Source organism: Acinetobacter sp. IK31 (genome assembly GCF_035615195.1).
Taxonomy (GTDB): domain Bacteria; phylum Pseudomonadota; class Gammaproteobacteria; order Pseudomonadales; family Moraxellaceae; genus Acinetobacter; species Acinetobacter calcoaceticus_C.
Genome location: NZ_JANBOB010000001.1, coordinates 40,761 through 56,608 on the forward strand (window position 1 = coordinate 40,761; position 15,848 = coordinate 56,608).

Consider the following 15,848-nt stretch of genomic DNA (forward strand, 5'->3'; position numbering starts at 1 on the left):
TCTCTTATCGTTTTGGTTCAATCTCACCAAACAATGTCTCATAAGCTTGAGTCAATTTATGTTCTGGTGCCAAATGAGCCAAAGGTAAATTTTTCTGATGCGATTCTTTCATTAAAACCGAAGGCGGTAACATGCTATTAAGTACAGGCAACCCTTCATCTTTCAACTGCTGAACCACTTCCCGAGGTAATTTTGCTTGAGCTTGAAATTGGTTGACGACAATTCCTTCAATTTCCAAGCGATCATTATGATCATCTTGCGTTTCGAGAACATTTTCAATCAATGTTTGTAACGCGCGCTTTGAAAAGACATCACAATCGAAGGGAATTAAGACTTTATCTGCTGCTATCAGTGCTGACAGAGTAAAAAAGTTAAATGCAGGTGGCGTATCGATATAGATACGATCATATCGTCCAATTAAGTTTTGAATTGAATCACGCAGTTTATAAATTTTATGTTTACTTTCAAGAGCATGTTCAAGAGCACCAAGTGTTGGGCTAGCAGGAAGCACGTCTAATTTTGCAAAAGGAGTTGAGTGTACAAAGCTATCAATATCTTTATTTCGTGGAGCTTTTAAAATCGAACCTAATGCATTACCGATTAAACCCTTTTGTTGATTGTTTCCCAACACATCATCAAAGAAGTTTTCGATATTTGGTTCTATAATTGATTTTTCAGCAGAATAAGTTGCGTCATCCCCTAAAAGGTACTGACTAGAGTTGGCTTGAGGATCAAGATCAATGACCAATGTCCTTAAGCCATGCTTGGCACTAATTGCAGCCAAATTTACAGTAATACTTGATTTCCCTACACCGCCTTTTTGGTTAAACACCACACGAGTTAACATGTTTCCCTCTGTATATTTTTTTACTGTACGCAGTTTAACCTAGAGCTTAAACAAAAAGGCAAAGAATGTAGAACAATTAAGCAAAAACAGGCTTCACAATCACTAAAATAATAATAGCAATAAATGCGATAGCACTAATCATTAAACCCGCCCTACGTTGTGCCAATAAAAGAGTGTCATCTTTTTTAAAGGCTTTCATAAGGGAAGATAACAAGACTAAAAATAGAATAATTTTAGCGTAAAACCACGGCTGTACCTGAAAGTCTTTCATGACCAATAAAATTGCGCCAGTAATAAAAACTACGGTAAATGATAGATGTTGTAAGGCAACTAATATTTTACGTCCCGCCGGATTTGGTTGTTCACCTTGCACCCCCACAAACAGAGTCGAAGCGCGTAATACAAAAACCATAAGGGCGGCAGCCACCGCAGTCATATGAATAATTTTAGTCAATAAATGTGCATCCATGAAATTAACCCTTAGCTTTTAGGTGCATGCGCACATTCTGGACTTGCTGGTGCTAGCCCTTGCCACTCACTTGGTAAATAGGCATGAATTGCTAATGCATGAATTTGCCCGGGATTTATCAAATCTGAAGCTAAGGCATAAACTTTTTGATGGCGTTGAACCAATCGCAATCCATTAAATTCATCACTCACTACAATCACTTTAAAATGTGATTCTTTACCTGGGAAATAACCACCGTGTCCGGCAGATTCATTGATGACTTCTAAATGACTGGGTGCAAGGGTTTGTAACCGTTCAATCAATTGTTGTTCAAGGCTCATAGCTTTTCCTTTTACGATTATTCGTATATTTGAACCTAGTATACCCTGTCTGTACACAAACAAAAGTTGCTCTTGTACGCTTTGGCTTCAAACAAAATGTCTATTTATTCGGCAACTTATCGATAAAAATACTTCTAAATACTCATTTCTGTTTTTATTTTATGCAATCAGCATAATTATTTGCATAAAGTTGTTGACCCATGTTTCGCTTAATGTATTATAAGCGGCACGCGGGAATAGCTCAGTTGGTAGAGCATAACCTTGCCAAGGTTGGGGTCGCGAGTTCGAGTCTCGTTTCCCGCTCCAAATTGGTTTTTTTTGAGAAAGTTTTCGTAAAAACTGCTTATATATGCGGGAATAGCTCAGTTGGTAGAGCATAACCTTGCCAAGGTTGGGGTCGCGAGTTCGAGTCTCGTTTCCCGCTCCAAATTTAAAAGGCCCTAGTCGAAAGACTGGGGCTTTTTTCTTTTTATTGATTCATAATTTTTGCGGTCTATCTATTCACAGCGTACTTTATTGAGAATAGCTCAGCTCAAGGGCAAGTATTTCATTACTAGATTCACATTTTTAAATCGCCAGTTATAACGATTTAATCTCGTTATATTTACAAGGCGTTGGGATTATTCGGTGCATAGATATACACGGCAATAATTGAAAACAATCCAGATTAAATCTTTTTAGACTACGGCTTTGCTGTAAACATATAGAAAATATAAAGTTAGAATCATACATATAGCTTTCAAAATAATACTCTTCTGTTTTTTGAGCATTATTGGTTGAGTCGAAAAACTGTATACGTTCAGCCAACACATGAAAGTTGAACATCTTTAAATGACGACTCATTCCATCACCAGTACATTTGATATAAGCCTCTTTTAGCGTCCAAATTTGAAAAAATCGCTGATATACACTGAATGGATCAATTAGTTCATTCCCCTTAATCCATTCAATTTCACTCGCTGCTAACACACTATCAACACGCATCCAATCGAACTCGCGATCTACTCTTTCAATATCAACTCCTATTTCCCCCTCTTCAGTCACAGCAAGGATAATAACGTCCGCTGAGTGAGTAAGATTAAAATAAACAGGCTTGCTGCCTTGTACAAAAGGCTTGCCATTAGAATGTAATTGAATGTTGACCTCGTGGGGTAATATGCCTAGCTTATCTGCCAAGACAGTCTTCACTAACACACGAGAAATTAAGAAAAGACTAGCTGCTTTAGGGTGATATTGATCATATCTCAGCTTTTCTGCCTTGTTGAGAAAGCCAAGATAATGACTCAATACCAAATGGTCTTGTGGTACCCGTGAAACTGGGCAGACATAGACCTGCACTTGGGCACTATCAGACATTAGGAAGCTGTGGTGCTGATGTACTTCGTCAGAACTGGTGCGAGATAGTCAGAAACCGCATCTACATGTGTAACGTGCGGATTATGGCCTGCACCAGCTATGATATGCACAGGGATATCAGGATTTATTGTAGTAACCATTGGGTCGTTTTCTCCCACAATGATTTCAACTTTAGATCGAAGCTCATTTAACAAAGCTGTTTGAGTTGCACGCTGCTGCGGCAAACTAATGCGATGCATATACTCACTAATATGCTTGGCTACCGACACTCGACGTAATGAATCCATCGCATAACCAACAGACGGATTCTGTTGCCCATCTGGATGCAAGTCTTTAGCAATCACATCTTTTGGTACAAAACGAAAAATCAGATTAGATATGGTTTTTATCTGAAGCATTTTAGCGGCCTGCGCCTGAACAAAATAAGGCGATATGAGGATAAGGCGCGCAACTTTATCTGGATATTTCTTTGCAAGATTCAATGCAAAGAGACACCCTAGCGAGTGTGCAATAACAACACTATTGGGCGCTAAAAGCTTTGCAGCAGTGTCGACAAACTGACGGTTGTTATCCTCCACCACCTCATAACTGCCTGAACGCCCAAGCCCCGGCAGGTCCATCATAGCCACCTGATCATATGTAATTTTATTGATTATTGGAGACCAGCATGCACTATCGAATGGAATCCCATGTAAAAATAATGCAGATGATTTTTCTGATTTAACTGGCTGTTTAGTATAAATTTCAGTCCAACATCGATTCTGATAGCCAAAACCACTAGGTGTAGGTACTTGCATGCGACCAAAACGTGTAAGAACCAAGCGATCAATCCAGCGAGAGAAATAAGGACTGATATTGATCAGATCCGTAATCCCCATCTTCGCTGCCATCGTCTCTGCTCCAGCGACATGATAGTGCTCGGTAGAAATAAAAGAGAGTTGCTCTTTGGAACCATCAAGCAATATCTCGGGTAATTTCTCAAGCAGAACTTTGGGGACTTGTAAATGTGGTGCACTGACTCCTAAGTGCTCGGCAGCTAGGTGAACCAAGCTATGAAACTTCGGCGTCGCAGGGTCAAGCAGCATATACTCCTGAGCAATGGTTTCAGGGTAAGACATCGTTCGGATGAGAAAGCTCACGATATACTGCATATTGCACAGCGGCAGGAATGTATCACGCCCACCTGGCAATGCCAGCAGACGTCCCTGATATAGCTTATCAATCATGTCGGCAATACCAATATATTGCATATCACCATAAGTATAAAAACCATCAATGACTGTCGCTGGATTTATTGCAGTCCATGGCACATTTAAACGCTTACAGGCCTCAATGAAAGCTTGATAACCCAAGATTTTCGAAGCTTCATAGCCGCCATGTTTGCAATACAGCTCATCAGCCGACTCTTGTGGTGGAGCAGCCACACGATATCCACCAATCCAGATGAATCGCTCAAGCTGCTTCAATGTTGCAGCCCATTCAATCAAAGCGAGTCCTGATTTAATGTTCGTACGCTCTGCTTCAGCTTTGCTAATGCCCCAATTAAATGATGCAGCAAGATGATAGACAACATGGATCTTTGCCTGAGCATCCGCTAGCAGAGAGTCCAGCTTAAAGTCACGGCTTAAATCATATTCAACAAACGAAATAGATGGATCAACTAACCCTTGAGTTGCAATGAAACCTAACAGCTTATCTTTCTTGGTTGCGGCATTACGCAGCGCAGCAATCACCTGATGACCTTCACGTAAAAGTTCAACGATCAATCTACTGCCAATAAAACCTGCGGCGCCTGTTACTAATATGGTCTTCCGTGAAAAATTATCTTTTTTTGCGTTATTTAAATTATCCATATATCACCTTATTAGGGACTGCAAACTCCAGCATTATTTGGAGCGAATTATCTTAAAAATTATATCGAACTTGGGCATACACCAGACTGTTATCTCTAAATTGTCCTAACACCGTATCATTTCTGCCCCAGAAGCGATCTCCACCTGCATTCAACTGCCAATGATCATCGAGGTTGTAATTAATATGTACTCTCAACAATTCATTAGGCTCTGGTGCAAAATAGAATCCCGTTACTTCCAGCTTTAGATTATCGTTCAGCAAGTTAAGTGCATAGCGCAGCATAGCTCCATACTGATCCTGCTCATATTGGTTACTGATTGTTTGCTGATAGCGGTAGACAGTACTCAATGATGGATTTGTTAGACTGTCGGCAGATCTAAAGTCCTCCGTATGTTTGTATACGCCTACTAAACTCAGCGTGGAGTTCTTTAATGACAATTCCGGTCCCATGACCACAGTTAAATTATTTTTCTTATGTGAAAGATCTTCGCTACCGTCTGAGTCTGTCTTTGTATACGCAGCTTCACCGCGCCACACGATATCGTTATGGTTATAACTGAAATCAAAGCCATAAACGGACATCGGATTATTTTTCAGTTGCAATGTTGCCTCCCCTGTTGGAGACGCTGAAAGAACTGACAGATCGGGCATGTGATCCAAACCTGAGAAATACGATGCCCCAACATCTAGACCATCTACGGAATAATCCCAGCGCATTGCAAATGCAGGACGGCTCTTACGGTCTATGTCATACTGAACACCAGAAATCTGGCGCAATGGAATTACATCTGATCGACTACGCGGATACCACAATGCGGTCCATTTGTTGGTTCCAGATTCAGGAATATACGTCAATTTGAGTGCGTCATTTCCAAGACGTTGATCTGTCTCATCTGGCACTAGGCGCGTATAGTCACGGGGTGATAGATTATCCGTCGGATTGATTCCATCAGCTCTTCCCCAGACTACAATCTGGCGACCAACGTCAAGATAGACGGTCTGATCCCAGTTATAGGAGGCGTATAACTCGCGTAAGTTGCTATTTACCTTACTCACCTGATCTGGGTTTACAGTATGGTCCGTTTCGTCTCCAATATTTATATCGTAATGGATCTTAAACTCTGGATTAAACTTGAGCGTACCATTGGACCAGAAACTTGCTTGTCCAATGTTTTTTAACGCACTTAAATCACGATCCGATGACCACACATCAAATCTAGCTGAGTTCTGGCTCACAAAACTAATTTCGCTGTCATCTGCATAAGCATGCTGCAGTAGCATAAAGCTACTGCAGCATGCAAATACCCAATAGGTACCTTGCGTCATTTTTCAAGACTCTGCGGTGAGAAAATCTTATCAGATAAGGTTTTTTCTGCGGCAAAATCACTGACGATAACTTGTGTCATATGCTGAGTTTGCAGATTCTTTGCCATAGATTTCATGGCCTGCCATCTCGGTTTCACTTTGCCATAAGGGCGGATATCCGTGAACTCAATATGCTTTAACGGCTTACCTGCGGTATCCCAAATGTCGATGGTTGCTGTAACAAAGTTGTCTTTCATTATGCACATGCGACGTTTGCTATAACCAAAGTCACTCTTCACCGTATTATTGATTGGCGTTGCTTCAATCATGTAGCAATCTTTGCCATTAAATTTACCATCTGCCAGCTTAGTGTACTTCCAGTCACTTAGCTTATAGCCAAGTACATCACCATAGCTAAAGTCCGTACCAATAAAAGCATCGCCCTTATTCGCCGATGCCAGACGGCGTACTTTTTTCAATGCAGGCAAATAGACAAACATGCTATCACTGCCTTTTGAGTTCTCAATTAACAGCGTCGTGGTTCCCTGTACATCTGCAGGCGAGATGAACTCAGTCAAACGCATATTGTTCTGAGTATTTCCAGCAAGCTTGGTCATATTTTTAGTCAGACGCACGCGTTGCTCGCCATTTTTAGAGGTCAACACAAACTTGGCACTGGCACTTGAGCTCAGAAACTTAGAGGCATCATTACTACGATTAACAATGTCTTGAACTTCATCTGCATAAGATGTTTTAGGCATCGACATTGTGAGCGCCGTACCCAACAAGAGACTTGTTACAACAGTTTGCGCAACGGTAATGCTTTTCTTATTTGAGGGAAAGATAAAACGAGGTTTCAAGATTAGAATCATTGTAGGTACCATAATTAGAGTTGCAAATACACTGAAAAGCATCGCAATCACAATAAACATCGCCAGCCATTGATGCACATGGAAGCCTTGCGACAAGGACAGCACACCGTAACCACCAGCGACCGCAGTCGCGACAAAAAGAGAGGCCTTACCAGCAGTACTTAAGGTTTTACGAATGGCGTCTTTGATATCCCCGCCTTCTTCGCGCAAGATTTCACGCAAGCGATAGAGGAAATAAATGGCATAATCTGCACCAATACCAACAGCCATGGCCGAGATGAGAGAGTTTGGAATATTGAGTGGAATGTCGAGCCAGCCCATCACACCAAAGATCGCAAGAATTGAGAATAGAAGTGGTGTCAGGACAATCAAACCCGCTGAAAGCGAACGGAAAACTAGCGCTGAGATAAAGAATACGGCAAATGAAATCTGTAAAATGTTCATGAGCTTGCCGTGAACCATCGTTTCAGTCAAAGCAATGGTCTGGGTCACGTCACCACCAAAACTCACGACAGCTTTATCACCCAATTGACCCGCCATATGCATTTTTAGCGACTCAAGGATTTCTTTAATACGGTGATTACTACCTGTTTTCAGCAGAATCGTGATCTTGGCATAGCGCTGAGTCGTATCAATGTAAGATTCAAAATCAGTCGGTTCACCAGACATTGAATACAACAGCAGATACTGAGCAACAACATCTTTCGTTGCAGGGACCTGAAATGCCTGTGGCTGATCGGCATTCATTGCCTGATTCATTCTCTTGATATAGTCCACGATAGAGATTGTTTTACCGACCTCTGGAATTGAATTCGCAAACTTCTCTGTATTATCAATTGCTTTTAGGATTTCTGGATTTTCAATACCATCACGAACTTTAGTATCGACCATGATGTAAAGGCTGTTTGTACCACCAAGAGACTGATTTAAAAACCTGTCATCCTGCTGCATCGGTAGGTCGCGCGAGAAGAAGTTGCGGCTATCGTTATCCACCACAATACGGCTAGTACCAATAGCAAGAAAAACACCCAGTACTGCAATCACAGTCATTAGCATCATTCGCGGACGAACTGACAAAATGACATCGCCAATACGTTTTGGAATCCAGTCCCAGATAGGTAAACCTTTGCGTGCGACCTTGGTTACCGAAGGCGGTGGTAGCATAGAGCGAAGTACAGGAATAAAAGTCATCTCAATGATCAGCGTACTGATGATCCCGATTCCTGTAAAAATACCGAATGAACGGATGGTCGGAATATTAAAGGTCAACAGCGAGAAGAATCCAGCCGCTGCAATTCCGCCAGCCAATATCATAACTGGACCAACACGAACCATAGATTGCACCACGGCTTCGCTATTCGCAGCTTTAGGTTCCATACCTTGGGCAGTCAGTCGATCAAAGTCTTCATAATATCGCTTGAGCAACTGTACGGCGTGCCCTGCCGCAATGGCCAGAATCAGAATTGGTGTAGGAGAGTTAAAGATATCCATTGGCTGTTTGAACAGACCCATCATACCCATACCCCATGCCACAGCCAGTAAAGCTGTAACTAGTGGCAAAATTAGACCCTGCTTACTTCGGAATGCTTCGAAGTGCAATAACCCAATGACCAGTATGGCAATCGGGAACAAGATATTGATCCGTTTAGAGTAATCTTCAGCTTTATCCAAATAAACAGGATTACCACCGACACTGATCGTCATATCCTTAGACTGTTCAGCCGCTACGATTTTATTGATCGGAGCCATCATTTTTTGGAAGCCCTCTGGACTTTCCTCAAGCTCAAGCAAAATAGCAGCAGTTTTCTGATTTTTAGATACGACCGAATTCATGTAGATTGGGTTCAGTGCCAGCAATTTTTTCAGCTGATCAACATCACTCTCGGTTACAGAACTGTTTGGCAGTAGTTTCTTGGCATCAAATCCATCCGAATTGGCGGTGATCCCTTTGGCCTGCCGTGCAGCCAGACTCATCAGGGTAGATCGAACCACACCCGGAGCATTATCAACTTCTTCGGTAATGCGTTTGACTTTTTCTAACACTTGCGGCTGATAAATATCACCCTGCTTCGGCGTAATACCAATCACCACCATGTACTTGGAGCCGAATTTCTTTTCAATCAGCTTAGTCGAGGTGATATAAGGATGTCCTTTAGGGGCAAGCGCATCTGGATCAATAATAATTTTGACGCCAGATGCAAGATAGGCCAAGGCAATGGTCAAGAGCATGACCACTGTCAGCACAATACGGCGATGTTTGAGAATCCAACGCGAGTATTGTTCCATCACCTGATGAGTCTTGCGAAGTGGTTTATTGGTTTCGTGCGTCTGCTTACCAACCGACTCATAGGCTTCACCCTTCTGAGCCAATGCTTCAAGATTAGCAACATCTTTCTTGAACTGAGCAAGAACCATCTTTTTCAGCAATGCCGCGGGCAATACGCCAAAAAAACTGCCTGGCTCTGCCTCAAACACCCACTCAATCCATGTACCTTCAGGATGTGGTTTGAAGCGATAAGTACCTGTGTAGTGGAAAGGTCCTTCCAAGACTTTGAACGCATACAATTCGTTCGGTACTAGATGTGTGATTTCACCTTTAAAGGACATCTCACGACCAATAAAGCTAAAACCGATTTCATACTTGCTGCCTACACGCGGAGTATTGTCTAGCAGTTCAGAATGCTTACATGACAATTGCCAGCCTGCATCATTGGCTGGGTTTGCAAGATAGTTGAAAACCTTGTCAATCTCGGCCGGTATGAGGAAAGCATGTTCTATGGTCACCATAGTGGTTCTACCTTCTTGTATTTTTTATGCAGGGATTGGATACATCTGATCAATCGTCTGGGCAACAGCCACGACGTTCTCAGCGTACATAATCGATGAATGATCACCAGGCAAATCCACCTGTGTAAATGTGTCTTTGACCAATTGGTCCCAACCTAGACTTTCGCCAAAATCTTCCAGCTCATCTTTGGCCTTAACCAAGAGGATCGGAAAATCTTCAGGTTCTGGGAAATAGGTCTGAAGTGCGATGCCATTGGCTAGATAGGTATCAAAGTAAAGTCGGAAATCTGATGGGTCAGCATCTAAAGGCAGAACATTGATGGCCTTGGCTTCTTTAAGTACATGATCAAACATGTGATCTGGACTCAATTCACGCAAATATTGCGCTGGTATCGTCAGCTTTTTGCCATAAGGCGCAGCCAGATCGCGGGCAAACCAAGATAAAAGCATGGCATCGTCAGCATCATCAGGCATATTCTCAGCGATTGGAGCACGGGTATCGATCATGACAATACCTGTGACCTGCTGCCCCATTAGACGCAACTGATGACTGATCTCGTATGCAATCGCACCGCCAAAACACCAGCCACCGAGAAAATAAGGTCCCTCAGGCTGCGTCTTTTGCATTTCAGCAATATAGAGTGTCGCCATATCTTCGATTGCTACTTCAGCAGCATCTGCTTCTATCAGGCCAGGAGACTGAATAGCACGCAAAGTACGACTCGGATTGAGATGGCGCGAGAGTTCCATATAACAGAAGGTACTGCCACCAATCGGATGGAACAACCACAGCGGCTGTTCGTAGGTTCCGCGGCGCAGCTCGATTACGATAGAGGGTTTAACTTCTTTATTGTCACGAATGATCTCAGCCAGACGCTCCACGGTGGAGTACTGTGCCAGCAAGGCAACTGGTAAGTCGGTACTGAATACCTTTTTGAGATGATTGATAAGCTTTACAGCCAGCAACGAATGCCCGCCCAACTCGAAGAAATCATCATATATCCCAACCCGTTTGACCGACAGGATCTGCTCAAAGGTAGTACAGAGCTCGATTTCGATCGGATCACGTGGCGCAACATAATCGTTACTTTGCTCAAACACAGGCTCAGGAAACGCTTTACGATCTAGCTTATTGTTAGCCGTCATTGGAAACTCATCCAACGTAATAAACGTATTTGGCACCATGTAAGCTGGAAGATGGATTTGCATCGTCTTTTTCAGACTAGCAATGTCAATCTTATGTCCAGTCACATACGCCACCAGTTTCTGATCGTTGCTGGTAGTCGTTTTAACCAACACGACTGCGTCTGTGATACCGTCGATCTGTTTGAGAACATTCTCGATTTCGCCTAGTTCAATACGGAATCCACGAATCTTAACTTGGAAATCTAGACGTCCATGATGAGTCAAATGTCCATCCGTATGTAGACAGACTTTATCTCCGGTGCGATAGAGTCGACCGGCATTTGGTAGAGATAGCAAAGTTCTAAATTGCGCATCTGTCAGCTCAGGTCGATGCCAGTAATCGACTGCCAGACCATCGCCCCCAATCCAAAGCTCTCCCATGACGCCCGGCGGGACTAAACGTTGCTGTTCATCAAGAACATAGAGCTGTGTGTTCGCCAGTGGTTCGCCTAAAGCAATATATTTTGCATCAGTGATACGAGCCGCACTCGACCAAACAGTGGTCTCAGTCGGGCCATAGACATTCCAGAGACAGCCGACTTTGCCTAGCAGTTTTTCTGCCAGTATAGAATCTAGCGCTTCGCCTCCACAGAGTGCGGTCAACTCTAGATTGCCGCTCCACTCGCTGTCTAAGAGCATTTTCCAAGAGGCCGGTGTTGCCTGCAAAACGTTGATAGACTTAGCATTTAGATAATCTACCAATTGATTACCATCTTGTGATACCTCACGTGGGCAAACATGCACCACACCGCCGTACATCAGTGGAATCAGTAACTCAAGAATTGAAATATCAAACGCATAAGTGGTGATCGCTAACAGCTGAGTCTCAGTCGTTACTTGCAATCTATCATTCATAGATAGTAAGAAATTGATGATTGAAGGATGCCCAATACGCACGCCTTTAGGCTTCCCTGTCGAGCCTGAGGTGTACATCACATAAGCGGTCTCACCAAAGGCAAGCGTCTCGCGCACTTGCTCAAGGGGCACAACACCAGCTTGATTGATATCCAAACGCGGTACAGAAACTTTGAGAGCATCCATCAACTCGGTTTGAGTCAAGATGACTTTAGGTTCAGCATCTTCGATGATGTTATGTAAACGTTCACTTGGGAAATTAGGATCTAGTGGTACATAGGCTGCCCCTGCCGCCCAGATCCCGAGGATTGCTGCTGGCAATAACGCCGTGCGGTCTAACATCAGACCTACACGATCGCCGCGAGTAACGCCATGTACACGCAAATATTCAGCGATACCAGCGATGTGCTGACCCAACTCACGATAACTAACCGCATGATCCTTCGAGGTCAGAGCATGATGATCACCACGCTCATCGATCTGCTTTAGAATCATTCCTAATAGATCATGTTGAGGATAATCAGTAGCCTGCCCACGTAGGGCATCGAACTGGGTACCATCCTTATAATCGGGTGCGATATCTAACTCAACGATCTTACGCTCAGGATGAGACACCATCTCTGATAATACGGCTTGCAGCAGTTGCACCATATTCTCGGCAGACTGTGCAGAAAATAGCTCAGAGTTGTATTTCAGCACGCCAACCAGTTCGCCTTGATATTCACCGCCCATTTCCAGCGTAAGATCTAATTGACCTTCTTGCTGGCGAACCGGAAAACTTCCTAACGTCAGGTCTTGACCTACCAAGGTCGCTGGGGTCTGGATTGGTAAGAGAAGTTCTTTAAACTCATCCATGCCGCCTAGACGTTCCCAGAACATTCCCACCTGAGCCAATGGATTAATACTGCCATCACGCTTTGGTGAAACCGCCTCAACCACTCTGGAAAAGGCAACTTTTTGATGCTTGAGGCTCTGTCTTAATTGTTCCTGCACCTGCTGTGTGAACTGTCGTAAAGTCTGATCAGCATCGATGTCCATGTGAATAGCAATCGTATTGACAAACTGCCCCAGTGCATTGCGCAAAGAGCGTTCAAGTCGACCAGCTACCGGTGTGGCAATGACTAGATTATTTTCATGAGATAGTTTGTGTAGCAGAATATAGAAACCCGATAGTACAAGTCCGAATAGCGTGATCTCATAATCTTTCGCCAAGCTCACAAGACCAGATGACACTGACTCAGGCACACGGAAAACCAGTGAGCTGCCTTTATGTTGCTGCACAGCTGGACGTGGATAATCAAGCGGAATGCTATGCACGTGTGGTGCATGCTGTAACGCATTTTTCCAGAAAATTAGACTCTCATCAGCATCATCGGTCGCAGTGCTCTGCTGCTTATCTGCATACTGTGCGAACTCGATTCCGTTCACCACATCCGACTCTGTAACAAGCCCAAAACGTTTGCAGACATCACGTAGCAAGAGGCCAATTGACCAAAAATCCATTAAGGCATGATGAATCACAACCGCAATCACATAGTGATTCTGGCCGCGCTCATAGCAATGGATACGCCATAGCGGTGGCTGAGTCAGGTCAAAAGGTTGCTTCGTATCCTGCTCAACTAATTGTGTCAAATCAGACGCATCGACATGGCGAGCATCAGACACGATAATATTAGGATAGATACGATCCCAGATGAGTTGTTCAATACCCTGATCATTGGCAGGCATGCTTACACGCAGTAGCGGATAATCATGCATTACTGCCTCTAGAATCTCCATCGGCTTGTTGCCCAATGGCTGGTTAACCTTCACATCAAAGGCCACCACCATATTGTAGGCACTACACGTCGACTCAAGCCGCTGGATATACCAGATGCCGAGCTGTTCTGCAGAAATCGCATGGCGCGATAGAATTGCAGGTTCCAGTCGTACAAGGTTGTTCACGAAGCAACTCCCTGCTGCAACTGAGAAACAATATATTCAGCCAAGGCATTAATTGTTGGGTAATCCCATAGTAGTGTCGGCTCAAGCTCCAGTTGTGTCAGATCCTCGAGATCTCCAGACACTGACAAAGCAACGATCGAATCAAGGCCGTAACTGGTAAATTTTTTCTGTGAATCAAGTGTCTCAGGCTCTACACGCATTTCTTTGGCTACTAGCGTGCGAATGATTTCGCTCCAGTAAGCTTTATCTTTATTCATGGGGTAATATCCTCTTTAACCGGTTTGGCATCACGCGGTGCCAGTGCAAAATCGATGACAGATAACATATGGTTGTTTGAAATTCGGTCTAGCAGATCTGCCAATGTGCTTTCACGCAGTGATGTCATTGGAGGGGACGTCTGCCCTTCAGCAGCATTTAGGAAAATGATCAGCCATGCACCATCCTGCAAAGCAGGTCTTAGGCCACGACGGTTAAAGACCCAGAAACCCAGCACAGCAATGCGGGCAAACAGCTCGGCATAGTCGCGGGCTAAGCTGAAACGTAATGTTTCGAACTCTTTAGCCGCTTCTGAACTTGAGAAATAATCTTGAATTTTTTGATCTAGCGTGCGCTGCTCGATAAGAAGCTGATCAGCACGCTCACGTAGCTTGGACAGGTTCTCAGCAGCCAGCCCCACTGTAACGTCAGCATCGTTGAGCATCTCAATGATCGTTCCCAGTGACTCCATCACCAAGTCACCATCTCGGTTGAAAATCTCAAGCTTGCGGAAATCAATAGCGTCGTTTTCCACCTGCAAGTCATACAACTGGCGATAACGTGCTTTAGCTTCGGCTTGGTCGAGATGGTCGGCTTTTTTGCTACGCCCTTTATTGGCAGATTTGAGCTGAAAACTTAGACTGTCTAGACAGACGGTACTACTGCCGTCAAATACACTAACAATCAGATGATCTCTGAAGGCTTTCTGGTACATTCCATCAGCATATGCATTTCTTAAGAAAAACCGCGACCCAAGCACTGAAGAGGTGATTTTGGCCAGTGACTCTACATATTCAGGCACCAGTACCTTGATGATCGGTGACCATGTGCTGAATTGATTGATACAGACATGTAACCCGCGCGCACCAACGAGTGATAACACCTCAGCTGCTAATAGATAGGCATAAGCTGTAGCAAGTTGCTCACGTACCAGCGGAATGTTAATCACTTTTTTGTTATACAACTCGCGCTCGATAGCAAACTCGGTTGCGATGCGTAACATCGTATCGCCCGCACCCAGAGAGAAGCTGCTGCAATATGCACGCGTCACCTGTAGTGTCTTGAGTCCAAGCTCTAACCCCTGACCTTCTTCACCGATCAGGGCATCTTTATGAATTTCAGCATTGTTAAAGCCGATACCACTGATATCTAGCCCACGCATACCAACCGTTGGCAGGCGATTCAGGCTATAGGTTCCTTTAGACGCCATGTAACGTTTATCAAGCCAGAATGCGCTCAGACTACGCGGTCCACGATCATCTGATGTTTTAGCAATCAGACTTAAAGAGTCACCTAGAGTCGCACGATTGATCGACCACTTTTCACCATTTAAGATGTACTTGCTCTCGGCAGCTTGTGCAGTTACGTCACTGGATAGCAGGTCAGCTCCATGCGCTTTCTCGCTATAAGCCAGCGCTGGTGCAGCACCCTGCAAAATCCGGGTAGCTATGTTTTCGCATTGACTAGAGTTACCGCCGATCCATACGATCACGGACCAAGCATTCGTGCTATAGGTCGAATTAATTGTTAGATCACGTCGTGCCAGCACGCGATGCAGATATAACAACTCTTCACCAATTTCCATGCAACCTCCGAGCTCTGAAGGGACATAAAAACGGTTCATGCCCACAGCATTCAGAAAATCAACAGCACGCTGAGGGTATTGCTCCTTCTCATCACGCTCGATGGCCGCGGACCAAGAAAAATCATTATTGGTATCATGTACGGAGCCTAAAATTTGCTCCAGACGAGCAGCAGATTGAAACTGCCGCAAATTGGACGTAAGTGACATGAGTTTT

Annotated in this window: 10 protein-coding genes and 2 tRNA genes; 2 read left to right on the top strand and 10 right to left on the bottom strand. The window is 44.0% G+C overall.

Features of this window, described 5'->3' with window-relative positions; all coding sequences use genetic code 11:
• Positions 1–4: 4 nt before the first annotated feature.
• The 3 genes from MSG66_RS00230 to MSG66_RS00240 all read right to left on the bottom strand — a co-directional run bounded on the left by MSG66_RS00230 (position 5) and on the right by MSG66_RS00240 (position 1,636).
• Entirely contained in the window at positions 5–847 is an 843-nt protein-coding gene (locus tag MSG66_RS00230; RefSeq protein WP_003655596.1) for a ParA family protein, read from the bottom strand.
• A gap of 76 nt (positions 848–923) precedes the next feature.
• Positions 924–1,316, bottom strand: a complete 393-nt coding sequence (locus tag MSG66_RS00235; protein WP_004640503.1) for a SirB2 family protein — start codon at positions 1,314–1,316, stop codon at positions 924–926.
• An 11-nt stretch (positions 1,317–1,327) separates the two neighbouring features.
• Entirely contained in the window at positions 1,328–1,636 is a 309-nt protein-coding gene (locus MSG66_RS00240) for a BolA family protein (RefSeq protein WP_202743604.1), read from the bottom strand.
• Positions 1,637–1,866: 230 nt separating this feature from the next.
• Between MSG66_RS00240 and MSG66_RS00245 the strand changes: the two genes are divergently transcribed.
• Both MSG66_RS00245 and MSG66_RS00250 read left to right on the top strand, forming a co-directional pair.
• A tRNA-Gly gene (locus MSG66_RS00245) sits at positions 1,867–1,942 on the top strand.
• Positions 1,943–1,987: 45 nt separating this feature from the next.
• Positions 1,988–2,063 (top strand) — tRNA-Gly (locus MSG66_RS00250).
• Positions 2,064–2,215: 152 nt separating this feature from the next.
• Here MSG66_RS00250 and MSG66_RS00255 read toward each other — a convergent pair.
• Genes MSG66_RS00255 through MSG66_RS00285 form a run of 7 tightly spaced genes read right to left on the bottom strand, consistent with a single transcriptional unit; the run spans position 2,216 to position 15,823 of the window.
• Entirely contained in the window at positions 2,216–2,992 is a 777-nt protein-coding gene (locus MSG66_RS00255) for a 4'-phosphopantetheinyl transferase family protein (protein WP_324651356.1), read from the bottom strand.
• Positions 2,992–4,845 (bottom strand): alpha/beta fold hydrolase, encoded by a 1,854-nt coding sequence (locus MSG66_RS00260; protein ID WP_324651358.1) that lies wholly within the window; start codon positions 4,843–4,845, stop codon positions 2,992–2,994. The genes MSG66_RS00255 and MSG66_RS00260 overlap by 1 nt, the downstream gene beginning before the upstream one ends.
• Before the next feature lie 52 nt (positions 4,846–4,897).
• The gene (locus tag MSG66_RS00265; RefSeq protein ID WP_324651360.1) at positions 4,898–6,172 is read right to left on the bottom strand and encodes a porin; all 1,275 of its coding nucleotides are present in this window, start codon (positions 6,170–6,172) and stop codon (positions 4,898–4,900) included.
• Positions 6,169–9,810 carry an outer membrane lipoprotein-sorting protein gene (locus MSG66_RS00270; RefSeq protein WP_324651362.1) on the bottom strand — a complete coding sequence of 1,214 codons (3,642 nt, stop codon included), beginning with the start codon at positions 9,808–9,810 and terminating at the stop codon, positions 6,169–6,171. The genes MSG66_RS00265 and MSG66_RS00270 overlap by 4 nt, the downstream gene beginning before the upstream one ends.
• 24 nt (positions 9,811–9,834) lie before the next feature.
• A complete protein-coding gene (locus MSG66_RS00275; RefSeq protein WP_324651364.1) occupies positions 9,835–13,794 on the bottom strand; it encodes an amino acid adenylation domain-containing protein in 3,960 nt (1,319 codons plus the stop codon).
• The gene (locus tag MSG66_RS00280; RefSeq protein WP_324651366.1) at positions 13,791–14,051 is read right to left on the bottom strand and encodes an acyl carrier protein; all 261 of its coding nucleotides are present in this window, start codon (positions 14,049–14,051) and stop codon (positions 13,791–13,793) included. Before MSG66_RS00280 ends, MSG66_RS00275 begins: the two co-directional genes overlap by 4 nt.
• On the bottom strand, positions 14,048–15,823 hold the full coding sequence (locus tag MSG66_RS00285) for an acyl-CoA dehydrogenase (RefSeq protein ID WP_324651532.1): 1,776 nt from the start codon (positions 15,821–15,823) through the stop codon (positions 14,048–14,050). The genes MSG66_RS00280 and MSG66_RS00285 overlap by 4 nt, the downstream gene beginning before the upstream one ends.
• Positions 15,824–15,848: the final 25 nt, after the last annotated feature.